The organism is Pseudoclavibacter chungangensis (assembly GCF_013410545.1).
GTDB classification, from domain to species: domain Bacteria; phylum Actinomycetota; class Actinomycetes; order Actinomycetales; family Microbacteriaceae; genus Pseudoclavibacter; species Pseudoclavibacter chungangensis.
Map to the genome: position 1 here is coordinate 2,395,370 of NZ_JACCFV010000001.1, position 25,776 is coordinate 2,421,145.

The following is a 25,776-nucleotide window of genomic DNA, read 5'->3' on the forward strand; positions in this document are numbered from 1 at the left end:
GTGCCGCCGAGACCCTCCGCCCGGTCGCCCGTCGCGGCACCGCGCGGACACGCGATCCCCGCACGCCGGGCGACGCGGAACGCTCAGGCGGAGTACCCCGTGGCGCGCGCTCGCTCGACGGCGTCCGGCAGCACGGCGAGCAGGCGATCGACGTCGGCCCTCGTCGAGCCCGCCCCGAGCGTGAACCGCAGTGCCCCGAGGGACGTTCGCTCGTCGAGTCCCATCGCGCGAAGGACGTGGGACGGCTCCGCGACCCCGGCCTGGCACGCGGAGCCCGTCGACACCGAGACGCCCGCGAGGTCGAGCAGGAACAGGAGCGAATCGCCCTGGCACCCGTCGAACGTGAAGTGCGCGTTCGCATCGACCCGCGCGGGCACGATCGTGCCCGCGTCGTCGAACGTGGCGCCGGGCTCGGGCCCGCGGAGGACGGCTCCCATCACCTCGGTGCGCACGCGCGCGACGAGCTCGTCCCGCAGCTCCCGCAGGCGGGACGACTCGGCCGCGGCCTCCCGGACGCTCGCGTCGACCGCCGCGGCGAACGCCGCCGCGGACGCGACGTCCTGCGTACCCGAACGGAGCCCACGCTGTTGACCGCCACCGTGCACGAGCGCCTCGAGGGACGCGGTCCGCGACACCGCGAGCGCGCCGATGCCGACGGGCCCGCCGATCTTGTGCGCCGAGACGCTCACGGCGGCGACACCCGTGTCCCGCAGCGACACGGGCACGTGACCGAACGCCGACACCGCGTCGAGATGCAGCGGCACGCCCGCGTCCGCCGCGAGCGCGGCGAGGCCCCGCACGGGCTGGACCGCACCGACCTCGTTGTTCACGACGAGCACGGACGCGACCGCCGCGAGCCCGTCGGCGAGCGCGGCCTCGAACTCGTCGAGGCGCACCCGCCCCTCGCCGTCGAGCCCGACGCTCCGGGCACGGGCACCCGCGTGCTCGACGAGCCACTCGACCGTGTCGAGCGTCGCGTGGTGCTCCCCCGCACTCGTCACGACGGCGGGCCGCGCACCGCGTGCCGCCCAGTAGGCACCCTTGATCGCGAGGTTGATCGATTCGGTACCGCCCGAGGTCCACACGACCTCGATCGGATCGCAGTCGAGTGCCTCGGCGACCCGCTCCCGCGCGTTCTCGAGCACGCGTTTCGCGGCCTGACCGTGCCCGTGGATCGACGCCGGATTCCCGACGAGGGCGAGCGCGTCGAGGTAGGCGGCGCGGGCCTCGGGACGCATGGGCGTCGTCGCCGCATGATCGAGGTAGACGGTCACGTCGGCACCTCCCCCGGGATGGTCGTAGACTCTCGGGCGGCCCGTCCCAGGACGGGTGCCCCTGGCCGCCGACAACCCTACGCCGCATGCATCTCACTCAACGCACCACCGACCTCGGCGTCACGCACGGACCCGATGGTCCTCAGCTGCGCGTCTGGTCGGGCAACGCCACCGCGATCCACCTCTGCCTCCTCGACGAGCACGGCTCGATCATCGGCCGTGGGCCGCTCGAGCGCGGTCTCGACGACGTGTGGTCCGTCGTGAGCGACGGACTCGTCCCGGGTGCGCGCTACGCGATCCAGGTCGACGGGCCCGAGGGGGTCCGGCACGACTTCGACGGCGAACGGCTGCTCCTGGACCCCTACGCGCACGGTGTGGAGAACCTCGGGACGGCCGCCGAGCCCCGCTGGTGCGCCGTCGTGCTCGACGACGCGCCGTTCGACTGGCAGGGTGTCGAGCCGCCGCGACGCGCCCTCGGGGACGTCGTGATCTACGAGGCGCACGTGAAGGGCCTCACGAAGCTCGCCCCCTGGGCGGGCGAACGGGCCGGCAGCTACGCCGCGCTCGGGAGCCCCGAGCTCGTGTCCCACCTGACGCGCCTCGGGGTCGGCGCGGTCGAGCTCCTCCCGATCCACGCGTTCGACTCCGAGCCGTTCCTGCGCGCGCAGGACCGCGTGAACTACTGGGGCTACAACACGCTCGCCTTCTTCGCCCCGCACCCCGCCTACGCGAGCGGCCCGGGCGAGGCGGGCCGAGCCGCGCAGGCCGCGCTCGAGCTCAAGCAGGCGGTCCGGGCGCTCCACGCCGCGGGCATCGAGGTCTACCTCGACGTCGTCTACAACCACACCGCCGAGGGCGGCCGCGACGGCGACACCACCTCGTTCCGCGGGATCGACCACGAGAACTACTACCGCGTCGACGACGACGGCTTCCCCATCGACGTCACCGGCTGCGGCAACTCGCTCGACACGAGCCACCCCGTCGTGCAGCAGCTCGTGCTCGACTCGCTCATCATGTGGGTCGAGGAGTACCACATCGACGGGTTCCGCTTCGATCTCGCCGCCGAGCTCGGGCGCGACGGGAACACGACGTTCGTCCGCGACCACCCGCTCCTGAACGCGATCGTCGAGGAGCCCCGGCTCGCCGACGCGAAGATCATCGCCGAGCCGTGGGACGTGGGCTTCGGTGGCTGGCAGACCGGCAACTTCCCCGACGGCTGGTCGGAGTGGAACGACGGTTATCGCGACCGGCTTCGATCCTTCTGGGTCGGTGACGTCGCCGATGCACGACGCGACGGGCAGGCGCCCCGCGGGACCTCCGATCTCGCGACGGCGATCGCGGGGTCGTCGGACCTGTTCGCGAACTCGCGCGGGCCGCTCGCGAGCGTCAACTTCGTCACGGCCCACGACGGGTTCACGCTCCGCGACCTCGTCTCCTACAACGTGAAGCACAATCTGCTCAACATGGAGCTCGGACGGGACGGCACGAACGACAACCGCTCGTACAACTTCGGCTTCGAGGGCGACACGGACGATCCGCGCATCATCGCGGCACGCGGTCGCGCGATGCGGAATCTCGTGGCCACGCTGCTCATCAGCGCCGGGGTGCCCATGATCACGGCGGGCGACGAGTTCGCGCGCACCCAGCGGGGCAACAACAACGCCTACGTGCAGGACAACCCGATCTCGTGGATCGACTGGAGCGTCCGTCCCGACGCCGAGGCGTTCTGCGCACAGGTCGCGCAGCTCGTGTCGTTGCGGAACGCCCACCCCGTGCTGCGGCCGCAGGCGTACAACCACGGCCGCGACCTCGTGGAACACGAGACGCGCATCGACTGGTTCGATGCACTCGGTCGCCCCATGTCGCCCGAGACCTGGGGGTCGTCGTCGACGCGGACCGTGCAGGCACTCATCTGGACCCTCGTCGCCGACGAGCCCGACGACCGACCCACCGAGCCGGACACACCGCCCGCCCGTGCCCTGCAGGACGGCGACACCCTCCGGGTGCCCGACGGCTATCACGTCGACGCGATGCTGCTCGTCCTGCACGGCTCGGAGGACGAGGTCATCGTCCGCCTCCCCGAGACCGAGGGCGTCTCGCGCTTCGAGACCGTGTGGGACTCCTCGCTCGAGTCGCCGTCGCCCGCGAACGCCGGACCGACGCTCACGGGACGCTCCGAGGTCCGCCTCGACGGCCCGACCGTCCGTCTGCACGTCGCCGTCGTCTAGCGCCTCGGCGCTCGTCCGCGGCCGGGAATCCGCCCACGTCGTGACCCCCGCGGCTTGCTACCTTCGGATCGTGGCCACGACACCAGACCAGAACGTCCCGATTCCCGCCGACGGTCCGCTCGGTGCGGACCATGAACCCGGTACCACCGAGCCGAGCGAACGGGCGCGGCCGGTCGCGCCCGCCGGGCCGACCGAACCCGTCCGACCACACGGCGAGGGGACGACGTCGGGTGCGGCCGCGGGAGCCACGGCGGGCACCCGCGCGACCTGGCGGACCGCGCCCGACGCACCGGACACGGCGGTCGAGCCCGACGACGTCACCGCACCGCCGGCCGACGCAACCGCCGCCGACGCAGGATTCCCCGGCGGTTACACGCCGGTCATCGGACGCATCCCGATCCTCGGGCTCCGCCCGCAGATCGAGGACGATCTGTTCCCCACGAAGGGAACGGTCGGCGACGTCATCCCCTTCTCGTGCATCGCGTTCCGCGAGGGCCACGATCTGATCGGCGTCGAGGTGGTGCTGACCGAGCCATCGGGGCACGAACAGCGCGCGCGCCTCGTGCCCGGCGAACCCGGGACCGACCGCTGGCACGGCGAACTGCAGGTGCGCGAGCGCGGCGTCAACGAGTGGCACGTCGAGGCGTGGGGCGACGACTACGCGACCTGGCGGCACAACGCGGAACTCAAGATCCCGGCGGGCGTCGACGTCGAGCTCATGCTCCGGGAGGGCGCGGCGATCCTCGAGCGGGCCGCGGCCGATCCCGCACTCGACCCCGACGAGCGCCTGCTCCTCAGGGAGTCTGCCCGACGGTCGACCAGCACGCAGGACGCCGTGCCGACCCGCTTCGGCGCGCTCGTCGACGACGAGGTCCTCTCGATCCTCTCGGCCCACCCCGTGCGCTCGCTCGTGACGCACTCCCCGGTCCGACGCATCCGGGTCGAGCGCGAACTCGCGGGACGCGGCGCCTGGTACGAGTTCTTCCCCCGCTCGGAGGGAGCGCACCGGAACGACGACGGCACGTGGTCGAGCGGCACGTTCCGAACCGCGTCGGCACGCGTCCCCGCCGTCGCCGCGATGGGCTTCGACGTGCTCTACGTGCCGCCCATCCACCCGATCGGCCGCACGAACCGCAAGGGCCCGAACAACACGCTCACGGCCGGCCCGAACGACCCCGGCTCCCCGTGGGCGATCGGCGCGGCCGAGGGCGGCCACCAGGACATCCACCCCGAGCTCGGGACCGTCGACGACTTCCGCGACTTCGTCGCCGAGGTGCGCCGCAACGGGCTCGAGCTCGCGATCGACATCGCCCTGCAGGCCACGCCCGATCACCCCTGGGTCGACGCGCACCCCGACTGGTTCACGCAGCTCCTCGACGGCACGATCGCCTACGCGGAGAACCCGCCGAAGAAGTACCAGGACATCTACCCGCTGAACTTCGACGGCGACCGCAACGGGCTCTACCAGGAGGTGCTCGACACCTTCCTGCACTGGATCGACCTCGGCGTCTCGATCTTCCGCATCGACAACCCGCACACGAAGCCGCTGCAGTTCTGGGAGTGGCTCATCGCCGAGGTGACGGCCGTGCACCCCGATGCGGTCTTCCTGTCGGAGGCGTTCACGCGCCCCGCCGTCATGCACGCGCTCGGTGCGATCGGCTTCCAGCAGTCGTACACGTACTTCACATGGCGCAACACGAAGGAGGAGCTCGAGACGTACCTCGACGAGGTCTCCCACGAGTCGAGCGACTTCCTCCGGCCGAACTTCTTCGTCAACACCCCCGACATCCTCACGTCCTACCTGCAGCTCGGCGGGCGGCCCGCGTACACGATCCGTGCCACGATCGCCGCCACCGGCTCCCCCCTGTGGGGCATGTACGCGGGCTACGAGCTCATCGAGAACGTCGCCCGCCCCGGGTCCGAGGAGAACATCGACAACGAGAAGTACGAGTTCAAGGAACGGGACTGGGCGACCGAGGAGGCGTCCGGCCACTCCATCGCGCCGTACGTCACGCGGCTCAACGAGATCCGGCACGCCCACCCCGCGCTGCAGCACCTGCGCAACCTCACGGTCCAGCGCACCGACTCCGAGCAGCTGCTCGCGTTCTCGAAGCACCTGCCCGCCGAGTACGCGCCCGACGGGGTCGCGGACACGATCATCGTCGTCGTCGTCCTCGACCCGTACTCCCCCGTCGAGAGCATGGTGCACATCGACCAGTCGGCGTTCGGTGGCACACCCGGTGGCCTGTTCGAGGTCGAGGACCTCCTGACGGGCCAGGTCTGGACCTGGGGTGACGACAACTACGTCCGCCTCGACCCGCACACGACCCCCGCGCACGTCCTGCACGTGCGCCCCACCGGCGCATGATGCACCGGGCGACGCCGCCCACGATCACGAGGACACCAGCATGACCACGAACGACGACACCAGCGGGCCCGGCGACGCGCCCGAACAGCACGCACCGCGCGCGAAGCACGCCGGCGCGGCACCGGGCACCCTGCCTGCCGGTCGGCCGGCGATCGATGCGGCGCCGGTCCAGGGCGCACTCCTCCCGGCTCGCGACGACGTCCGACCCGACGCCACACAGGCCGCCACGGCACCGGTCGTCCCGCCCGCGGACCTCCCGACCCCGGCGCCGACCTCGGCGATGCGGGCGACCGTGCCCGACGCGGATGCCGATGCGGATGCGCCGACCGTCGGCGAGTCACGGGAGGCACCCGACGCGACGGCGGCGAGCGACGACATCGGGACGACCGTCACGGCGGACGAGGCGGCGGCCGCGGCCGAACCCGACGACGACGGTCGTTCCGCCGTCGGCGGCCACTCGGACGACGAACTCGCCGCCCTCGCGGAGGGACGCCACGGCGCACCCCACGACGTCCTCGGTCAGCACCCGCTCGGCGACGGCTCGGTCGCCGTCCGGGTCCGCCGACCGCTCGCCTCGCAGGTCGTCGTCGTGCTCGAGGACGGCACACGCGTCGACCTCGAACACGTCGCCCACGGCATCTGGGCCGCCGCTCACACGCGCGGCCTGCAGGCATACCGCATCGAGGCGCACTACGGCGATGCCGTCGACACGGCCGACGACCCGTACCGCTTCCTCCCGACGGTCGGCGAGCTCGACCTCTACCTGCTCGGCGAGGGGCGGCACGAGCGCCTCTGGGACGTGCTCGGCGCCCACGAGCGTTCGCCCGAGGGGGTTCCCGGCGTCGCGTTCGCCGTCTGGGCCCCGGACGCGAACGCCGTCCGGGTCACCGGTTCGTTCAACGACTGGGACGGGTCCCGAGCGGCCATGCGACGCCTCAACGGTCGCGGCATCTGGGAGCTGTTCGTGCCCGGTGCCCGCGCGGGCGAAGCGTACAAGTTCCAGATCCTCACGCAGGACGGCGTGTGGATCGACAAGGCCGACCCCGTCGCGCGATTCGCCGAACGCCCGCCGCACACCGCGTCCGTCGTCGCGGCACCGGCCGGTCACGTGTGGGCGGACGACGCGTGGATGCGTGAGCGCGCCGCGCGCGACCCGCACAACTCGCCCATGAGCGTCTACGAGTTGCACGCGATGTCGTGGCGGCCCGGACTCGGCTACCGCCAGCTCGCCGACGAGCTCATCCCCTACCTCGACGGCCTCGGCTTCACCCACGTGGAGTTCATGCCGCTCGCGGAGCACCCGTACGGGCCCTCGTGGGGCTACCAGGTCACGGGCTACTACGCACCGACCTCGCGCCTCGGCTCACCCGATGACCTCCGCTACCTCGTCGACCGCCTGCACCAGGCCGGGTACGGCGTGCTCATGGACTGGGTTCCCGGACACTTCCCGAAGGACGCGTTCGCGCTCGCCCGCTTCGACGGCCGACCGCTCTACGAGCACCCCGACCCACGGCGCGGCGAGCAGCCCGACTGGGGCACGCTCGTGTTCGACTTCGGCCGCCCCGAGGTGCGCAACTTCCTCGTCGCGAACGCGCTCTACTGGCTCGAGGAGTTCCACATCGACGGACTCCGCGTCGACGCGGTCGCCTCGATGCTCTACCTCGACTACTCGCGCGACGAATGGCTCCCGAACGAATTCGGCGGCCGCGAGAACCTCGAGGCCATCGCGTTCCTGCAGGAGACGTGCGCGACCGCGTACCGGCTGCACCCGGGCACGGTCATGATCGCCGAGGAGTCGACGAGCTGGGACGGCGTCACCCGCCCCACCGACCAGGGCGGACTCGGGTTCGGCCTCAAGTGGAACATGGGCTGGATGAACGACGATCTGCGCTACTTCGAGCGCGATCCGATCCATCGCCGCTATCACCACGGTGACCTCACGTTCTCGTTCGTGTACGCCTGGAGCGAGAAGTACGTCCTGCCCATCTCGCACGACGAGGTCGTGCACGGCAAGGGCTCGCTGTTCTCGAAGATGCCCGGTGACCACTGGCAGAAGCTCGCGAACGTGCGGCTATTCCTCGCGTACCAGTGGGGTCACCCGGGCAAGCAGCTGCTGTTCATGGGCCAGGAGTTCGCGCAGCCGTCCGAGTGGGACGAGAGCCGCGGGCTCGACTGGTGGCTCCTCGACCAGCCGCCGCACCGCGGCGTCTCGAAGCTCCTCGCACGGCTCAACCGCGTCTACCGCGACGCACCCGCGCTGTGGGAGCTCGACAACTCGCCCGAGGGACTGCAGTGGATCGCGGGTGGTGACGCGGAGCACTCGCTCCTCGCGTTCGTCCGCCGCGGCCACGATCGCGACGGCGAGATCGTGATGGTGTTCAACTTCTCCAACAGTGCGCTCTCGAACTACCGCATCGGTGTGCCGGCCGCGGGCGAGTGGGAGGAGATCCTCAACACGGACGCGTTCGAGTACGGCGGTTCCGGCGTCGGCAACCTCGGATCCGTCTCGTCCCAGAACGAGCCGCACGACGGGTTCGACCAGTCGCTCGAGCTCTCGGTGCCGCCGCTCGGCGCCGTCTGGTTCCGCCGCCGCACCGCGTTCTGAGGTCACCGCGACGGAACGAGGGAGCCCCTCACGACCAGAGTCGTGAGGGGCTCCCTCGTTCCGTCGCGTCGCTCAGAAGAGCAGCGAGGTGAGCCGTCGGCGGGCCGCCGAGACGCGCGGATCGTCCCTGCCGACGACCTCGAAGAGCTCGAGCAGACGCTCCCGGATGCGCGTCCGCCCATCGGCGTCGGCGCTCGGGAACGCCCGCAGGAGTCGATCGAAGGCATCCTCCACGTGACCGCCGGAGAGGTCGAGGTCGGCGACGTCGAGCTGCGCGTCGAGGTCGTCGGGCTCGGCGGCCGCCCGCGAGCGGATCTCGTCGAGTGTGCGGCCCTGGAGTCGCTCGAGCAGCTTCACCTGGGCGAGGCCCGCGTGCGCCTGCTCGTCGGCGGGGTTCTCGGCGAGCGCGCGCTCGAACGCGCTGATCCCGGCCTCGTAGTCACCGCGTTCGATCGCCGCGTACGCTTCGGCGTGCAGGGGCGGGAGCTCGGGCTCGGGAGCGGGCTCCGCGCCGTCCTCTCCGTCGCCACCGCCCTCGATCTGGACGCGTCCGCGAAGCCCCTGCTGCTGCGCCACCTGCAGGATCTCGTCCAACAGCTGCTGGATCTGCTCCTCCGGCGGATTCCCCGCGAACAACTGCACGGGCTGTCCCGCGAGCAGCGCGAGCACCTGCGGCTGCTTCCCGAGCATCGGGTGGGCGTCGAGGTCGATCCGTACGAGCACGAGCCTGCCGTGCTGTGCCCGGACGAGCCGCGCAAGCACGGGCGAGAGCGCCTGCGCCTCGCTCGACCAGGCCGCGTGCATCTCGACGACGACCGGCATGAACCGCGACAGCTGCATGAACTCCTGCAGCGTCTGCTCGTCACCCTCCACCACCGCGTCGGGGAGCACGGCGATCGGCTCGGCGCCCGAGGCGACGGCCTCGGCACGTGCCGCTTCGGCCGTCGGGGGCGCTGCCCCCTCGCCTGCACCGTTCGCGCGCTGCACGAGCGCGGAGAGATCTACGGCTCCGCGCAGGTCGGCGGGGTCCATCTGTGGGTCAGCCAAACGTCACCTCACTGGCATCGAGTTGACGGGCACTCGTCAGTGTCTGCGAGTACCCGAGGAATTGGACGGGTTTGCCCGCCGTGGCCGGCGGGACGTAGAAGAGCAGCTGGTCGGTGAAGACGGATTCGAAGCCGTTCGGCGATTGGGTGACGCCCGCGAGGGCGGCGGTCCGTCCCGTCACGGAGAGGGTCGCGAGCTGGCTCCGGGCCGAGAACCGCTCGACCTCCTCCATCGAGACCGCCACGATGGCACCGCCGTCGAGCGTGCCGACGCCGACCGGCGCGTCGGCACCGGGCCGGTTCGAGAACTCGAGCCGCGACGTCGCCTGGTCGATCGCCCCGAGCTTGCCGTCACGGTACGCCTGACCGATCTGCTCGCGCAGCGGGTCGGTCTCGGCACTGAACGATGCCGCCGACGGCGAGGCGTCCCCTTCGAGGATGACGCTGCCGTAGGCCGCCGCGAGCTGATCTGGGGCGATCGCGAGGCTCGGCGCGAGTTGCGCGAGACCGGGCGAGCCGATGGCCGCCGGCGGCGCATCGGGCAAGCTGACGTTCGCGGCGAGGCGCGTGAGCGAATCGACCTTGTAGGTGTCCCGTGGCTCGTCCTGCACGAGCATGATGCCGAACGGCGCCTCGCCCGCGGTACCCGACTCCACGACGGTGAAGACCGTCCGCGGCCAGTTGTCGGTCGCCTCCGGCACCGTGTAGACCACGTTGCCCGTCGGGAACGGGTCGGGCCCGCCCATCGCGGCATCCACCGAGCGGGCCTTGTACATGGCCGTCCGCTCCGTGAGCGCCGCTCCAGTGAACCGAACCTCGAGCTCCTTCGCATCGCCCGACGCGTCGGCGCTCTCGGCGACCGTCGCGGTGTCGGCGAGGATGTCCGTCAGTTGTGTGTCGCTCAGCGCCGGGAGGGGAGCTCCCTCCTCCGCGAGCGCCGCATCTATGTTCGACGTCGGAGTCGGGGTGGGGTTCTCCGGCGGACCACCGAGCGCCTCCGGCCACATGGTGACCGACGAGCAGCCCGTCAGGAAGAGGGTGCCGACGAGGAAGACGGGCGCGAGACGGAACAGCCGCTTGGGCGCCGCCGCACGGTCGCGACCACGGGGCCGACGCCACTTGGACGCCTCGTCCGGCGAACCGGCGCCCGGGCCGATGTCTCCCGGATCCGAGGGACCCGAATCGGACGGACCCGAATCGGACGGATCGGAATCCGACGGACCGTCCGAATGCGTGTCGTCGTCGTCCCGGCGCTCGTCCACCGCGTCGTCGCGGGACGGCGAACTCGTCGAGTCCGTTCGATCCTCCCACGCACCCGCGTGGCGGTGCTCGCCGTGATGCGTCCCGGCATCGCCCGACCGCTCGCCGAACCCGCCGTCCGTGGGAGCGGACTCCCACGGCTCGGAGCCCCGATGCGATCCGTGGTGTCCGGACGCATCCGCCGCAGGGCTCGACGTGTCCGCTCGCCACGAGTGTTCCGGCCGGTCGTCACCGACCGGGGCGTTCCAGGTGCCGCGCTCGGGCTCCCCGTCGCGCACGGGCTCGGCCGACGCCCACGACGGGGTGTCCGGTGCCGAGGCCGTGTCCACGCCGGACGGGCCGCCTTCCCGGGTGGCGTCACCGAACGGCGACGACGGTGCGGCCGCATCCCCGGTGGCCACTCCACCCCAGGCGGCAGCGTCGGGTGACGAGCCGAACGTCGGCGCCTCGGACGTGGCGGAGGTCTCGATCCGCGTCGTCCCCGGAGCGTCCGGGCCGTCCGGCGCATCCCACGTCGGCGCGCTCGCTGCGGTGCCGTCGTCGGCCGCCCCATCGTCCGCCGACCACGGCGACGGGAGCGAGGTCCCGTCCTGCGCCGTGCCGGAGAAGCTCGGTTCGAGGGTCGGCGGGGGCCAGGACGCGCGGTCGTCCCCGTCCGACGAGCCCGCCGCCTCTGCCCCCGGGGCCAGCGGGATCGGCGCGCCGGCACCGGCGTTCGACTTGCGCCGCGGCTTGATGCCACGCCGGAGCTCGATGAGCCCCCAGAGCCCGAGCCCCAGGGCGATGAGCAGGAACACGGCGCCCGCGATGAGCAGCGGCCCCGACCAGGGAGCCCGACCGTCGAGCGGCCACGTAATGCTGAGCTGACCGGGTGCCGGAGTGTCGCCCGTGCTCGCGATGAGCACCGCGAAGCCGGGCGGGAGCGACGCGTCGACCTCGAGCGTGCCGTCGCCCGTGTACTCCTCGTACCAGAGATCGCTTCCGGCGGGGTTCGGCGCGGTCGCGTCGCTGCCCTCACCGGGCGTGAAGACCATCTGTCCCGTCTCCGGGTCGATCTGCGCGAGATCGTGCGTCGTCGTACCGACCCACGCGGCGACGTCGCCCTGGCGTCCGACGACCGCGATGACCGGCCCGTCGCCCTCGATGTCGATCTTCTGGGCACCCGCGTGAGTGACGAGGGTCTCGGACGGAATGACGATGAGTGGCGCGCCGTTGCTGGTCGCGCCGGCCGCGGTGACCTGGTCCTCTGCGCGGGCCGCCACGATCTGGAAGATGCCGACACCGAACAGGGCGAGGCTCACCACGAGTGACACCGCCGCAAGGATGAAACGCACTGAAGCTCCTTCTCGAGAACCGGTCGCGGGCCGCGCTTCGGCCACGCACTCCTCTCGCGAGGGTTGTTCTCCCGCGTCCACTGGGGCAGAAACGGGTGTTGCTGACCCCTCAGTTTATCGCAACCCCCTCTCGGGACCCCGGGATTCCGCCACGAGCGACCGTCCGAGGGGGGAGGAGTGCCCAGCGCGTCGGCCCCCCGGTCGCATTACACTGCAAACGGAACCGCCATGTCGTGCGATCACGGCGGCGACGTTGTGACCGCTCCATCGACCCGGAGGCCGAAATTGCCATTCGACGACATCAACTTCTCGACGGCGATGCGCGGGTACAACCGCGAAGAGGTTGACGAGGCGATCCGGAACCTGCGCAGGCAGGTCTCGCAGCAGGGCACCCACGACGACGGGGAATCGCGCGAGATCCAGGAGCTGCGCAAGCGCGTCCGCGATCTCGAGCGCGAGCTGGGCGAGGTCGGCTCCCCCACGTACTCGGGTCTCGGCACCAAGCTCGCGGGCACGCTCGCGACCGCCGAGCAGCAGGCGCAGAAGCTCGTCGCCGACGCGCAGCGCGAGGCCGACCGGATCGAGGGCGAGGCGCAGCGCAATGCGGCCCGCATCCATCAGGAGGCGAACGACTACGCCGAGCGTGTGACGCGCGACGCCGACACGCGTGCGCAGCGACTCACGACCGACACGCGCGCCGAGGCCGACAGCCTGCTCGAGAACGCTCGCCAGGAGGCCGAGCTCATCAAGCGCAACCAGGAGCGCGAGATCGACACGGTCAAGGACCAGGTGACGACCGAGCTGCGCGAGCTCCGCCACAGCACCGACCTCGAGGTCGGTGCGCTGCGTGCCGAGGCGGAGGCGGAGGTCGCGGCCCTGCGCCAGCAGACCGACAAGGAGATCGCCGAGACGCAGGACGCGCTCGCGACCCAGCGTCGGGCGCTCGAACTCGCACGCGGTGAGCTCGAGCGCGAGCTGGCAGCCGCCCGGGAGCAGCACGACCAGGAGCTCGTGCAGGAGCGCGCGGCCATGGAGCGCGAGCGCGATGCCGCTCGACAGCAGACGGCCTCCGAGCTGGACGCGAAGCGTGAGACCGCGATGCGTGAGTTGACGGCGCAGCGCAACGAACTCGAGGTCGAGTTGACCTCGCGCCGCAACGAGTTCGAGCAGCAGCTCGTGGCCGCCGGGCGCAAGGCGGAGGCCGCGGCCAAGAAGCTCATCGACGACGCGACGGAGCAACTCGCCGACCTCAACCAGCGATCGGAGCAGGTGCGACGCGAGGCCGGCAAGCTCATGGCCGATTCCCGCCGCCGCGCCCAGGAGACGATCGACCAGGCCGAGCGCCGGGCCGCCGACCTGCTCGACAACACGAACCGTCAGGCGCGCGAACGCAACGCCGAGATCGAGCAGCGCACGCGCTCGATGATCGAGGACGCCGAGTCGCGCCTCACCGAGATCCGCGAGGAGCGCGAGCAGGTCGCGACGTACCTCGACGGGCTCCGCGCGGCCTTCTCGAACGTCAACCTGCCGGGCATCTCGATGCCCTCCGAGCAGCAGCAGCCCAAGGGCGCGGGCGGCGAGAAGGAGGGCTCGGCGCAGCAGGGTACCGACACGACGTCCGCCCAGCAGCGCGACGGCGACGACACGCGCAAGGTCGGCGCCTCCTCGAAGCAGGGTGCACCGGCAGCGGGCAACGGCTCACGCTAGTCATACACTGATCAGCACCGTGCGCCCGGCCGACCGGCCGGGCGCACGGTCGTCTCGCGAGGAGAACCATGCGCATCGAACGCCCGTTCCGGCTCGGATTCGTCGCCACGCTCGGCGTCCTCGCCGCACTCGTTCTCGGCGGGATGATCTCGTCGCTCGGAACGGTACTCACATACGTCGGGGCGGCCCTGTTCCTCGCACTCGGCTTCGAACCCATCATCGGCTGGCTGGAGCGTCACCGCTGGCCCCGCTGGCTCGCCATCCTCACGGCGCTCGTCGCCGTGTTCGGGGCACTCGCACTCGTCGTGTGGGCGATGATCCCCTCCGTCACACAGCAGGCCGCCTCGATCGTGGAGCGGTACAACACGATCGTGGCGAGCATCACGCAGCTCAACGTGATCGAGTGGGCGAACACGACGTTCCCGGACCTCAACGTCAATCAGGCGATCAACGACGCCCTCACCTGGCTGCGGGACAACGTGGCCGTCATCGGCGGGGGCGTCCTGCAGGTGGGATTCACGATCGTCAACGGCTTCTTCGGCACCCTCATCGTGTTCATCCTGACGCTGTACTTCGTCTCGAACATGAACAGCATGAAGCGCAGCTTCTACCAGCTCACGCCCGCATCCCGTCGCGCCCGCGTCGCGGATCTCACGGAGCAGATCACGAGCTCGGTGGGCCGCTACGTCGTCGGGCAGGTCTCACTCGGACTCGTCAACGGCGTGCTCACGTTCATCATCCTCACGCTGCTGGGCGCAGCGGTTCCCGCCCTGTTCGCCGTCGTGGCGTTCCTCGGCTCGCTCATCCCGCTCGTCGGAACGCTCTCGGCGTCGGTCGTCATCGTGCTGCTCCAGCTCGTGCTGACGGACTCCGGAAGCAATGTGTGGTGGATCCTGGCGATCTGGTACGTCGTCTACATGCAGCTCGAGGCGTACCTCATCAGCCCGCGCATCATGAGCTCCGCGGTCAAGGTGCCCGGCCCGGTCGTCGTGATCGCAGCACTCACGGGCGGCACGCTGCTCGGACTGCTCGGTGCGCTCGTCGCGATCCCCGTCGCGGCCGCGATCCTGATCCTCATCCGCGAGGTGTGGATCCCGGCGCAGAACGAGCGCTGAGGTCGCCCGTCAGCTCGCGTTCGGGACGTGGGTCGGGAGCGGAAGAGCACTCGGATTCGTGAGTGCGACGATCTCGCCCAGCACGCGAGACGTCTGCTTCTCCCCGACCCACAGGTGGCGACCCTCATCGACCGGGACGACCCGGATGCAGGGCACCGACGCCGTCCGCGCCCGCGCCTCCTCGGGCCGAAGATAGTCGTCGAGTTCGGGCACGATCATCACGGTCGGCCGCGTCTCGTCGCTCCACGCCACGAGCTCGTCCTGCGTCGTCCGCCGGATCGGCGGCGAGAGCATGATGAACCCGACCACGTCGGGGAACAGCCGCCCGTACTTGAGCACGAGTTCCGTCCCGAACGACCACCCGACGAGCCACGGGTTCGGGAGCCCCCGCTCTCCGACGAACGCCATCGCCGCTTCGACGTCACCCCGCTCGGTCACCCCGTCACCGAACGCACCGTCGCTCGTCCCGCGCGGTGAGCTCGTCCCACGTGTGTTGAAGCGCAGGACCGCGAGATCGGCGAGCGCGGGGAGCCGGAGCGCCGCCTTCCGGAAGATGTGCGAGTCCATGAATCCGCCGTGCGTCGGCAACGGGTGGAGCGTCACGAGCGTCGCGACGGGCTCACGCCCGACCGGCGTCGCGAGTTCACCGACGAGCGTGAGCCCGTCCGCGGTCCGCAACTCGATGTCCTCGCGGATCGCGGGCAACTCCGTGTTCGCTCGAATGCGTTCGGGTTCGGTCATGACGTCCTCCAGCAGTGCGTGTGCCAGTGCCGACGATCCGCGAGGGCGCGGTCGTCACCGAGGATCCCCTCGGCACGCCAGGCGACGAGGTGAGCCGTCCTGGGCTGCACCGTGCCGCCACAACCGGGGCAGGTGTACGGCTTCGTGGCTCGCTCCGCCGAGATCGGCTGCACGGTCCAGGACACACCGCTGCGGACCTCGGTGCGCCGCCACCCGTCACGGAGCCGTTCGAGCCCACGCTCGTCCTGGTCGTCCGCTCGGCCCCCGTGCCCCTTTCGGCGCGGTCGGTTCGAGCGGGGCATGCCGACAGTCTAGGGAACGCGGGCGAGGCGACCCTGCGTGCGAGTGAGCGGCCGCCGTGCGTGACGGGTGCCCGCCCGGAACGGGACGACGCGGGCTCCGTTCCGGAGCCCGCGTCGGGCGGTCGTTCGAGTCGGGCGTCAGTACCAGCCGTTGTTCTCCGAGTGGTTCCAGGCGCCGCAGGGCGTGCCGTAGCGGCCCGAGATGTAGTCGAGACCCCATGCGATCTGGGTCGCCGGGTTCGTCCGCCAGTCCGAACCGTGGCTGGCCATCTTGCTGCCGGGCAGCGCCTGCGGGATGCCGTACGCCCCGCTCGACGAGTTCTCGGCGCCGACGTTCCAACCCGACTCCCGCTGGTAGAGCTGGTACAGGCAGTTGTACTCGCTCGCTCCCCAGCCGCGCGCTGCAACCAGGTCCTGTGCGATCGCCTGCGCGCTGCCCGGATCCGCGGCCGGCGCGTCACCGGCGCTGCTGCCGCTCGAGCCGCTCGAGCCGCTCGACTGCTCCGTCTTGGTGGGCGTCGGCGTCGGAGTCGTCACCTCGACGGCGAGCGTGTCGCCGGCGCGGCTGTCCGTCACGCCCTGGTCCGGCGCCGAGGCGGAGCCGTCGGCCGTCAGGAGGTTCGAGTCGTAGCCCTGCGACTCGGCGGCCGCGAGCTCGGCGACACTCGGAACGCTCGAGACCGCCGCTCCGCCACCGGCCTGCCCGACCGCCACGAGCGTGATGCCGGCGACCGCGGCAACGGCGGCGAGCGGGAACAGCACCCTCGTGCGCGTGTTGCGGAGGCTGCGAGGACGGACGGCCCGAACGGAGCCTGCACGGAGCTGAGTCATGTCTGCGGTTGCCTTACTTGTTGTCACGATACCGTCAATGGTAACGGAATGATCACGGATAGACAACGCCGAGCCGCGAGCGAGCTGAGTGCCGCCGGAACACCGGGAGGGTCGCGTGCGCCCCACCCCGATCGATCAGTACGAGCCGTTGTGCTGGTTCCACGCGGCGCACGGGGTGCCGTAGACCGCCTTGATGTAGTCCATGCCCCACGTCATCTGCGTGATGGGGTTCGTTTTCCAGTCGGCGCCCGCCGCGGCCATCTTCTCCCCCGGGTAGGACTGCGGGATGCCGTACGCACCGGAGCTCGAGTTCTCGGCGTACGGGTTCCAGCCGGACTCCTTCTCCCACAGCTTGTCGAGGCACGAGAACTCACCCGCACCCCACCCGTAGTCCTCCGCCGCCATCTCCGAGGCGATCTGCTTGAGCGCGTTCTTGTCGGTCGGATCGATGGAATCGACCGCGTAGTCGTCCCTCCGGTCGCCGGCGACCGTCGAACCGTCCTCGCCCGACACGAGGCTCGCCTCGTACCCCTGCGACTCCGACTGAGCGAGCTGCTCGAGCGAAGGGTTGTCGGCCGTCGCCGGTGCGGAGGCGGGAACGAACGAGAGCCCGACGAACGCGGACCCCAGGACGGCGCAAGCGCCCGCCGCGGGCAGCAGGAAGCGGCGACGCGGGCGGTTCCGGGGACGCCGAGCCCGAAGGGAGCCGATGGGAGATTCCGTGGTCACGTTCGATCCGTTCTGCGGTGCCTGGGGGCACACAACGGTAACGATGGTAACGAACGGATCACGGTCCGACAATCCGAACCGTGACGCGACGTCCGCGAACGGGTCAGCGGATCGCGAGCATCACGTCGACGACGGCATCGATCACGAGATCGACCTGGGCCTCCTGGTAGCCGCGGCGGCGGGGCGTGAACGCGACTCCCCGCACCTCGCGGAGCGACAGCGGCGTCCCACCCCGGAGGAACTGCTCGAGCTGCGCGGCGAACCCGTCGACCTCCTTGACGTCGTACCCGCGCTGCAGCACCGAGACGCGGTCGAACTTCTCCCCGTCGGGGCGACGAAGGCGCTTCAGTACCGCACGCGCCGTCGCCTTCGTCTGCTTGAGGTACTCGTCGCGCCCCAGGCGCTCGATGCGCTCCTCACGCTCGCGCACGGCGACCGCGTCCTCGAGTCGTTCGAGCGCCGCATCGACGTGTGGCGCGGAGTAGCCCCCCTTGCGCATCGTGAACGCCGTCAGGCGGATGCTCGACGTCGTCAGGCGCTTGCCGCCAGAGCCGTTGTCGAAGTTGTCGTAGCGCTGACGGGCGACCCGCAGGGCCCGGTCGACCTCGTCGCGGTCGTAGCCGAGTTGGCCCTTCGGAGCTTTGGGGAACGCACTGGCACTCACAGCACCCATTGTGCCGCACGCGAGCCGTTCGCGTCGCACCGCGCCGTGCGAACCACGAACGCGTCAGTGCAGGGTGAGGCTCGCACCCCAGAAGTAGAGCGCGAACGCCATCGCCCCCGAGGGCAGGATCGAGTCGAGCCGATCGAAGAAGCCACCGTGTCCCGGCAGCCACGACGAGATGTCCTTGATCTGCAGATCCCGCTTCACCATCGACTCGGTGAGGTCGCCCGCGGTGGCGGTCACGAGCAGCACCGGCCCCACCACGAGGCCGAACCACCACGGCATGTCGAACAGGAACACGCTCACGGCGACCGACACGACGAGCGACGTCAGCGCCGCACCGGCGAGCCCCTCCCACGTCTTCGACGGACTGATGCGGGGCACCATCTTGTGCTTGCCGAAATTGAGGCCGAACACGTACGCACTCGTGTCGATGCTGATGACGACGAGAAGGAACCCGAGGACCCAGAACTCGCCGCGCTCCTGCGCAGCGAGCATGACCGTGAAGGACCCCAGGAACGTGACGTACAGCTGCACGAACGCACTCGCGAGGACGTCGTTCCACACGTCCGCACGCGGCGGCGGTTCGGAGCGCAGCGACGCGCGCACGATGCACCACGCGGTCAGGAACAGGATGCCCGCGACGAGCGAGATCCACTGCCCCGCCGGGCCGAAGTAGTAGGAGGCCGGCACGATCACGATCGCGACGGCGAGCGTCGGTACCCGCGGCACGTGCCGCCCCGTGCTGCGCATCGCGTTCGACAGCTCGAGGCACACGAACCCGACCATCGCGACGCCGAACAGGATGAACAGTTGCTTGATGAACAGGAGGCTCAGCAGCAGCGCGCCGCCGAGCACGACCCCGATGAGGATCGCGAACACGAGATTCCGCCCAGAGCGGGCGTTGATCTCGTCGCTCTTCGCCTTGATCCGTCGTCGACCCGCCCGCACCTGGGCGCGGACCTCGTTGCCGGCCAGCCTCGCCTGCTGCTCGATGCGCTGCAGGCGGTCCGACGTGTCCGTCGGCACCTCGTCCGGCGTGCGCCGAACCGGCTCGTCCGGATCGTCAGGGCGATCGGGACGAGCCCCGGGCTCGGCGTCGGGCGACATCGATCAGACCTCGAGGAGCTCGGCTTCCTTGTTCTTGAGCGCCTCGTCGATGCGCTCGATGAACTGCTTCGTCGACGCCTCGAGCTCCTTCTCGGCACGCGTCACGTCGTCCTCGCCGACCTCGTCGCGCAGCGCGTCGAGATCGGTCTTCGCCTTGCGGCGGATGTTGCGGATCGCGACCCGGGCCTCCTCGGCCTTCGAGTTCGCGAGCTTGACGTACTCCTTGCGGCGGTCGGCCGTGAGCTCGGGCATGACGACCCGCACGATGTTGCCGTCGTTCGACGGCGTCACACCGAGGTTCGGCGCCGTCGCGATGGTCTTCTCGATCTCCTTGAGGGCCGACTTGTCGTACGGCGTGACGACGAGCACTCGGGCCTCCGGCACCTGCAGTGACGCGAGCTGCTCGAGCGGCGTCGGCGACCCGTAGTAGTCCACCGTGAGCTTCTGGAACAGCGCCGGGTTGACCCGGCCCGTCCGCACCGTGCTGAAGTCCTCGCGCGCGTGCTCGACGGCCTTGGTCATCTTCTCGGTGGTCTCTTCGAGTACTTCCTTGATCACAAGGCTTCCTTTCGCGCGGAGGTCGGTTCGATCCTATCGACGCGCACCCGGGTGCGGACGCGCTTCCACGCGCGTCGCACCGAGCGGCGTCACGCCGACGGTCACCAACCGGAGACGCGCGTCGAGACGAGCGTACCGATGTCCTCTCCGAGGATCGCCCGACGGATCGAGCCGTCGGGGCTCATGCCGAAGATGCGCATGTCCATGCCGTTGTCCATGCAGAGACTGAACGCCGTCGCGTCGACGACGCGCAGGCCGCGCTGCAGCGCGTCCTGGTAGCTGACGTGGTGCAGGCGCTCGGCCGCCGCGTCGGTGCGCGGATCCGCGGTGTAGACGCCGTCGACACCGTTCTTCGCGACGAGGACGACGTCGGCCCGGATCTCGAGGGCACGCTGCGCCGCGACGGTGTCGGTCGAGAAGTAGGGCAGACCGGCACCGGCGCCGAAGACGACGACGCGGCCCTTCTCCATGTGCCGCTCAGCGCGCAGCGGGATGTACGGCTCCGCGACCTGGCGCATCTCGATCGCGGACTGCACGCGCGCCGCCGCGCCCGCCTGCTCGAGGAAGTCCTGCAGCGCGAGCGCGTTCATGACGGTCCCGAGCATGCCCATGTAGTCGGCTCGACCGCGGTCCATGCCCGCGTCCGCGAGCTGGGCACCGCGGAAGAAGTTGCCGCCGCCGACGACGACCGCGATCTGCACGTGCTTCGCCGCCTCGGCGATCTCTGCCGAGATACTGCGCAGCACATCGGGGTCCACCCCCATCCGTCCGGCGCCGAACGCCTCTCCGGAGAGTTTGAGGAGGACTCGGCGGCTGGTGGTGGATTCGGTCATCGGCGCTCCTCGACGGTCGGACGGTACGGCTGGCCCTCGGCCTCGTCCACTGTACTCGCCGGGAACGGCGGCGCCGCCCGGAACGGACCGCCGAGGCCGCCCCGTGTTCCCGGGAACGGCGACGGGGCCGGACCGCAGCGCGGTCCGGCCCCGTGCCGGTGGTCGAGCGTTACGCGCCGACGCGGAAGCGGGCGAAGTCGGTGACCTCGATACCCGCACCCGACGCGACCTGCGCGACGGACTGCTTGTTGTCCTTCGCGTAGTCCTGCTCGAGCAGCGCGATCTGCTTGAAGAAGCCCTTGAGGCGTCCCTCGATGATCTTCGGGAGCGCGGCCTCGGGCTTGCCCTCGCCACGGGAGATCTCCTCGACGAGCGTGCGCTCGCGGTCGACCTCCTCAGCGGGGACGTCGTCCTTCGAGAGGTACGTCGGGTTCGCGAACGCGATGTGCTGCGCGATGCCGCGAGCGGTCTCGGCGTCCGACCCCGTGTACCCGACGACGACGCCGACCTGCGGCGGCAGGTCCTTCGACGTGCGGTGCAGGTAGATCTCGACGTGCGGGCCCTGCACGCGAGCGACGCGACGGAGCTCCATCTTCTCGCCGAGGATCGCGGCGACCTCGTCGATGACGTCCTTCACCGTCTTGCCGTCGAGCGGCGCGGCGAGGGCGCTGTCGACGTCCGTCGCACCCGACTCGGCGACCGCGTCGAGGACGCGGTCCGCGAGGCCGACGAACTTGTCGCCCTTGGCGACGAAGTCCGTCTCGCACGCGAGCTCGATGAGCGTGGCGGTGCCGTCGGCGTTCTCCTTCGCGGCGACGAGGCCCTCGCTCGTGGAGCGGTCCGCGCGCTTCGCGTTGCCCTTGGCGCCCTTGAGACGGAGGATCTCCGTCGCCTTCTCGAGGTCGCCGTCGGCTTCCTCGAGCGCCTTCTTGGTGTCGATCATGCCGGTGCCGAGCTGTTCGCGCAGCGCCTTGATGTCGGCGAGGCTGACGTTTGCCATGTGCCTGGTGTCTCCCTCAGTCGTGATGGTGATTACTCGGCGGCCGCGGCCTCGGTGGCCTCGGCGCTCTCGATGTCGCTGTCCGCGACGGCCTCCGACGAGACGACCGACTCGCTGACGGTGTCATCGCGAGCGGGCTCGGCGTCCTCGGCCTCGGTGACGGCCTCGGCGTGCTCGACGGCCGCCTCGGCGGCGTCGTCGATCTGCTCCGCCTCGGGCTTGCTCTGCTCGAGCAGCTCGCGCTCCCACTCGGCGAGGGGCTCGACGGCCGAGACGTTGCCGGCCTGCTCGGGCTTCTGGTGACGCTGGATGAGGCCGTCGGCCGCGGCGTCCGCGATGATGCGCGTGAGCAGCGAGACCGAGCGGATCGCGTCGTCGTTCCCAGGGATCGGGTACTGCACGTCGTCGGGGTCGCAGTTCGTGTCGAGGATGGCGATGACCGGGATGCCCAGCTTCTTCGCCTCGTCGATCGCGAGGTGCTCCTTCTTGGTGTCCACGACCCAGAGCGCCGAGGGCGTCTTCGTGAGGTTGCGGATACCACCGAGCGACTTCTCCAGCTTGTCGCGCTCGCGACGCTGGATGAGCAGCTCCTTCTTCGTGTAGCCCTTCGTCGTGTCGTCGAAGTCGACGAGGTCGAGCTCCTTGAGACGGTTGAGGCGCTTCTGCACGGTGCCGAAGTTCGTGAGCAGTCCGCCGAGCCAACGCTGGTTGACGTAGGGCTGGCCCACGCGCGTCGCCTGCTCGGCGATCGACTCCTGCGCCTGCTTCTTCGTGCCGACGAAGAGGACGGTGCCGCCGTGGGCGACCGTCTCCTTGACGAAGTCGTACGCCTTGTCGATGTACGACAGCGACTGCTGCAGGTCGATGATGTAGATGCCCGAGCGCTCCGTGAAGATGAAGCGCTTCATCTTGGGGTTCCAGCGACGGGTCTGGTGCCCGAAGTGGACGCCGCTGTCGAGCAGCTGGCGGATGGTGACGACGGCCATGGTCGTTCTCCTTGTCTGGGCGCGCGAACGCGCCGTCCGGTTGTTCCGCGCGACCGAGCGGCCGCGTGGCCTGGTGCCCGGAGCTGCTCCGACCCGTTCCGCGGGAAGCGGACGGGACCGTGGGAGCGGCCGGTGTGCGGGCACGCGAAGTCAGCCCGCTCTCGCGGACTGCGGGATCGAGTTTACACACCGCAGGAGGCGCGCGGGTGACGTTCGTGCGTCGGGTATCTCGCCGACCGCGAACCGTTCGGCCGGGCGACCGCGTCCGTGCCGCGCGTGCCCGGTGGACAGCCGCTCGTCCACCGATCGTCCACGAACCGTGACGACCGGGTCGCGCGTCGACGAGAGTCCGGACATGGACGGCGAGGACGACGCACGACGACGGAGCGACGGCACGGCGAGGCGGCTCGGCCCGATGCGTGACAGGAGGGCGGCACGCGGCGCGTCGGGACGGGGCAGGTCGGGACGCCGCATGACCGAACTCCGTGGGGCGGGGTTCGGCACGGCCGGAAGCCGCTCGGCGGGACTCGGCGGGGCCGGGCTCCGCTCGGCCCGGCGCCTGCTCGCGTCGATCGGCCTGCTCGCCCTGCTGTGTGGACCCCTTCCGCTCGGGACCTCGCCCGCGGACGACCGTCCGGAACGCGCGACCGCCGAACCGTCGATGTCGTCGACGCCGCAGTCCACGCCACCCGGCCGATCGGCCGGCCGGGAACCGCTCGCCGCCGAGCCGGCCCCGGCCCCCGGGCTCGGGCACGGGCTCGCTCACGGGCTCGGGCGCGATCGGGGGTCGGCCGATATCCCCACCCGGGGTGACGAGACACGCACGGCCGGTCCGGTCGCGGGGTCGGCGGCGACCGAGGCGTGGTCCTGGCCCGTCGCCGGCCTTCGGACGGTCCTACGGCCCTTCCACATGACCTCGCCCTATGCGGCGGGGCACCGCGGCATCGACGTCGCGGCGGCCCCCGGCGCCACGATCCACGCGCCCGCCGACGGCGTCGTCCGGTTCGTCGGACGGGTCGCGGGCAGGCCGGTCCTTTCCGTCACGCACGAGGACGGCTCGATCTCGAGCTTCGAGCCCGTCGACGCCGCCGTCGTGGAGGGCGCACGGGTCGCGCGCGGCGAGCGGATCGGTGCGCTGGCTCTGGACGTGCGGCACGAACCGCACGGCGGCCTGCATCTCGGCCTGCGCGAGGACGACTCGTACCGGAACCCGCTCGAGCGACTCGGCGGCATCCCGCCCGCGGTCCTCCTACCGGACGGCCCGGACGAGCCGACGTCACGCATCGCGCCGCCCGCCCGCCCGCCACACGTCACCCGATCGACGACCCGGGTGCTGCTGACGCCGCGTCGTCGAGGGTGCACCGGCACCGGCGCGACAACGGCTCGGTTCTGTCGCGGCGTCGTTCAGGCGCGGGGGTGAGCGATCCGATAGGCCTCGCGAAGTCGCTCGGAACTCACGTGCGTGTAGATCTGCGTCGTGCCGAGACTCGCGTGGCCGAGCATCTCCTGCACCGTGCGCAGGTCCGCGCCGCCATCGAGCAGATGCGTCGCCGCCGTGTGCCGGAACGCGTGCGGGCCCGCGGGCCCGGCACCGGGCGAGGCGCCGAGCACCCTGCTCGTGAGCGCGTACACGCTCCGTGGCCCGATGCGGCCGCCCCTCGCGCCGACGAAGAGCGCCTCCCCCGAGTGTTCACCCGCGAGCTCGGGGCGTCCGCGCCGCAGGTAGTCGACGACGGCCTGCGCCGCCGGCACGCCGAAGGGAACCGTGCGCTGCTTGTCGCCCTTGCCGGTGACGCGCACCGTGCGTCGATCCAGGTCGACGTGGTCCCGGTCGATTGCGCACAGTTCGGAGACGCGGATGCCCGCCCCGTAGAGCAGCTCGACGACCGCGAGATCGCGGAGTGCGTTCGGATCGCCCGAACCGGCCGCGACGCGGAGACCATCGAGGATGCCTCGCATCCCCTCACCCGTGACGACCCGTGGAAGCGCTCGGCCCTGCTTCGGGGAGCGGAGCCGCCTCGCGGTGTCCGGCCCGCGCCCCGTGCGCTCCAGCCAGGCCGTGAAGCCGCGCGCCGACGCGGCACGGCGAGCGATCGTGGCGGGGGCGAGGCCGCGCTCGGATGCGTCCCACAGCCAGTCGCGGAACATCTCGAGATCGAGCTGCGCGAGCGGTGGCACCGACCTCGCGGCGAGGTGCTCGACGAGCGCTGCGAGGTCGGACGCGTACGCCCGGACGGTGTGGGGTGAGAACCCCCGTTCGATGTCGAGGTACCGCAGGTAGTCCTCGATCGCCGCACGGAGTTCACCCCCGCCGTCGGCCGTCCGCGGCACGTTCCCGTCGTGGTCCGCTCGCGTCATGTCGCCACGGTACGTCGCCGGCACGCGGCACGTGGGGCGACACGACGACGGGCCGACACGCATCGAGTGCGCGCCGGCCCGTCGTCGTCGGGGCGGGGTGGTCAGTCCTCGTCGGCGTGGCGCGAGCCGAGCTCGCTGTCGAGCCGCAGCAGGCCGTTGCCGTCGTTGCCGATGAGCTCGACACGGCCGATGATCTCGGCGACCGTCGCCTCCTCCTCGAGCTGCTCGTCGACGAACCAGTTGAGCAGCGGGAAGGCGTCGATGTCGCCCTCCTTCTGTGCGAGGCGGTAGAGGTTGCGGATCGACTCCGACACCTTGACCTCGTGCGCGAGGGATGCCTTGAACGCGTCGAGGACCGTCTCGACCGTCGTGCCCGAGCCCGAGATGGGCTGGATGACGGGGTGCGCGTCGCGATCGATCATGTGATCGATGAACTTGTTCGCGTGGACGATCTCTTCCTCGGCCTGCGCGCGGAACCATCCGGCGATGCCGGGAAGGTCGAGCACGTCCATGTCGATGGCGAGCTGTCGGTAGACGATCGATGCCTCGATCTCGAGGGTGACCTGCGCGTTGAATGCGGTTTCGAGTTCTCCTTGAAGCTTCATGACCTTCACGGTACCCCGGCAGCCTGGGGCTGTCATGGCAGGTTTGGCTAGCCTGATCAGGGAGTTCGCGGCGAGCAAAGTCCGCTGGGGTGCCCGCTACCGCCCCGCGCTCTGCATCGCGA

21 protein-coding genes are annotated in these 25,776 nt (G+C 70.8%); 6 read left to right on the plus strand and 15 right to left on the minus strand.

Features of this window, described 5'->3' with window-relative positions; translation table 11 throughout:
* Positions 1-83 precede the first annotated feature (83 nt).
* Positions 84-1,274 carry a cysteine desulfurase family protein gene (locus tag HNR16_RS10715; protein WP_158039723.1) on the minus strand — a complete coding sequence of 397 codons (1,191 nt, stop codon included), beginning with the start codon at positions 1,272-1,274 and terminating at the stop codon, positions 84-86.
* 86 nt (positions 1,275-1,360) lie between these two features.
* Between HNR16_RS10715 and HNR16_RS10720 the strand changes: the two genes are divergently transcribed.
* The 3 genes from HNR16_RS10720 to glgB all read left to right on the plus strand — a co-directional run bounded on the left by HNR16_RS10720 (position 1,361) and on the right by glgB (position 8,475).
* Complete coding sequence (locus HNR16_RS10720; RefSeq protein WP_158039724.1) at positions 1,361-3,502, plus strand: glycogen debranching protein; 2,142 nt, start codon at positions 1,361-1,363, stop codon at positions 3,500-3,502.
* Positions 3,503-3,920: 418 nt separating this feature from the next.
* The gene (locus HNR16_RS10725; protein ID WP_377700619.1) at positions 3,921-5,870 is read left to right on the plus strand and encodes an alpha-1,4-glucan--maltose-1-phosphate maltosyltransferase; all 1,950 of its coding nucleotides are present in this window, start codon (positions 3,921-3,923) and stop codon (positions 5,868-5,870) included.
* A gap of 40 nt (positions 5,871-5,910) precedes the next feature.
* A complete protein-coding gene (glgB, locus tag HNR16_RS10730) occupies positions 5,911-8,475 on the plus strand; it encodes a 1,4-alpha-glucan branching protein GlgB (protein WP_225737777.1) in 2,565 nt (854 codons plus the stop codon).
* A 72-nt stretch (positions 8,476-8,547) separates the two neighbouring features.
* Here the strand turns inward: glgB and HNR16_RS10735 are convergent, their stop codons facing one another.
* Together HNR16_RS10735 and HNR16_RS10740 are read right to left on the minus strand one after the other, a co-directional pair.
* Positions 8,548-9,522 carry a tetratricopeptide repeat protein gene (locus HNR16_RS10735; protein ID WP_225737778.1) on the minus strand — a complete coding sequence of 325 codons (975 nt, stop codon included), beginning with the start codon at positions 9,520-9,522 and terminating at the stop codon, positions 8,548-8,550.
* Positions 9,515-12,115 (minus strand): DUF8094 domain-containing protein, encoded by a 2,601-nt coding sequence (locus tag HNR16_RS10740; protein WP_158039725.1) that lies wholly within the window; start codon positions 12,113-12,115, stop codon positions 9,515-9,517. The genes HNR16_RS10735 and HNR16_RS10740 overlap by 8 nt, the downstream gene beginning before the upstream one ends.
* 285 nt (positions 12,116-12,400) lie before the next feature.
* On the opposite strand from HNR16_RS10740, the gene HNR16_RS10745 reads away from it, so the two are divergent.
* The gene (locus tag HNR16_RS10745) at positions 12,401-13,822 is read left to right on the plus strand and encodes a DivIVA domain-containing protein (protein WP_179558209.1); all 1,422 of its coding nucleotides are present in this window, start codon (positions 12,401-12,403) and stop codon (positions 13,820-13,822) included.
* Between the two features lie 68 nt (positions 13,823-13,890).
* The gene (locus tag HNR16_RS10750) at positions 13,891-14,937 is read left to right on the plus strand and encodes an AI-2E family transporter (protein WP_158039727.1); all 1,047 of its coding nucleotides are present in this window, start codon (positions 13,891-13,893) and stop codon (positions 14,935-14,937) included.
* A gap of 9 nt (positions 14,938-14,946) precedes the next feature.
* Here HNR16_RS10750 and HNR16_RS10755 read toward each other — a convergent pair whose 3' ends face one another.
* The 10 genes from HNR16_RS10755 to rpsB all read right to left on the minus strand — a co-directional run bounded on the left by HNR16_RS10755 (position 14,947) and on the right by rpsB (position 22,691).
* Positions 14,947-15,678: an alpha/beta hydrolase gene (locus HNR16_RS10755; RefSeq protein ID WP_158039728.1), complete on the minus strand. Its 732-nt coding sequence runs from the start codon at positions 15,676-15,678 to the stop codon at positions 14,947-14,949.
* Positions 15,675-15,980 (minus strand): hypothetical protein, encoded by a 306-nt coding sequence (locus tag HNR16_RS10760; protein WP_158039729.1) that lies wholly within the window; start codon positions 15,978-15,980, stop codon positions 15,675-15,677. Before HNR16_RS10760 ends, HNR16_RS10755 begins: the two co-directional genes overlap by 4 nt.
* Positions 15,981-16,118: 138 nt before the next feature.
* On the minus strand, positions 16,119-16,811 hold the full coding sequence (locus HNR16_RS17875) for an aggregation-promoting factor C-terminal-like domain-containing protein (RefSeq protein WP_218868434.1): 693 nt from the start codon (positions 16,809-16,811) through the stop codon (positions 16,119-16,121).
* 135 nt (positions 16,812-16,946) lie between these two features.
* Complete coding sequence (locus tag HNR16_RS19035; RefSeq protein WP_218868435.1) at positions 16,947-17,540, minus strand: aggregation-promoting factor C-terminal-like domain-containing protein; 594 nt, start codon at positions 17,538-17,540, stop codon at positions 16,947-16,949.
* Between the two features lie 103 nt (positions 17,541-17,643).
* Entirely contained in the window at positions 17,644-18,204 is a 561-nt protein-coding gene (locus HNR16_RS10775) for a DivIVA domain-containing protein (RefSeq protein WP_225737779.1), read from the minus strand.
* Positions 18,205-18,267: 63 nt separating this feature from the next.
* Positions 18,268-19,314, minus strand: coding sequence for a phosphatidate cytidylyltransferase (locus tag HNR16_RS10780; protein ID WP_158039731.1), 1,047 nt, complete (start codon positions 19,312-19,314; stop codon positions 18,268-18,270).
* A 3-nt stretch (positions 19,315-19,317) separates the two neighbouring features.
* Complete coding sequence (frr, locus tag HNR16_RS10785) at positions 19,318-19,872, minus strand: ribosome recycling factor (protein ID WP_158039732.1); 555 nt, start codon at positions 19,870-19,872, stop codon at positions 19,318-19,320.
* A 101-nt stretch (positions 19,873-19,973) separates the two neighbouring features.
* On the minus strand, positions 19,974-20,705 hold the full coding sequence (gene pyrH, locus HNR16_RS10790; protein ID WP_158039733.1) for a UMP kinase: 732 nt from the start codon (positions 20,703-20,705) through the stop codon (positions 19,974-19,976).
* A 169-nt stretch (positions 20,706-20,874) separates the two neighbouring features.
* Positions 20,875-21,705, minus strand: a complete 831-nt coding sequence (tsf, locus tag HNR16_RS10795) for a translation elongation factor Ts (protein WP_158039734.1) — start codon at positions 21,703-21,705, stop codon at positions 20,875-20,877.
* 32 nt (positions 21,706-21,737) lie between these two features.
* The gene (gene rpsB / locus HNR16_RS10800; protein WP_158039735.1) at positions 21,738-22,691 is read right to left on the minus strand and encodes a 30S ribosomal protein S2; all 954 of its coding nucleotides are present in this window, start codon (positions 22,689-22,691) and stop codon (positions 21,738-21,740) included.
* 472 nt (positions 22,692-23,163) lie between these two features.
* On the opposite strand from rpsB, the gene HNR16_RS10805 reads away from it, so the two are divergent.
* Positions 23,164-24,111, plus strand: coding sequence for a murein hydrolase activator EnvC family protein (locus tag HNR16_RS10805; protein WP_179558210.1), 948 nt, complete (start codon positions 23,164-23,166; stop codon positions 24,109-24,111).
* Here the strand turns inward: HNR16_RS10805 and HNR16_RS10810 are convergent.
* Together HNR16_RS10810 and HNR16_RS10815 are read right to left on the minus strand one after the other, a co-directional pair.
* On the minus strand, positions 24,096-25,049 hold the full coding sequence (locus tag HNR16_RS10810; RefSeq protein ID WP_158039737.1) for a tyrosine recombinase XerC: 954 nt from the start codon (positions 25,047-25,049) through the stop codon (positions 24,096-24,098). The two genes, HNR16_RS10805 and HNR16_RS10810, sit on opposite strands and share 16 nt — an antisense overlap.
* A 101-nt stretch (positions 25,050-25,150) precedes the next feature.
* Positions 25,151-25,654: a ferritin gene (locus HNR16_RS10815; protein ID WP_158039738.1), complete on the minus strand. Its 504-nt coding sequence runs from the start codon at positions 25,652-25,654 to the stop codon at positions 25,151-25,153.
* Positions 25,655-25,776 lie beyond the last annotated feature (122 nt).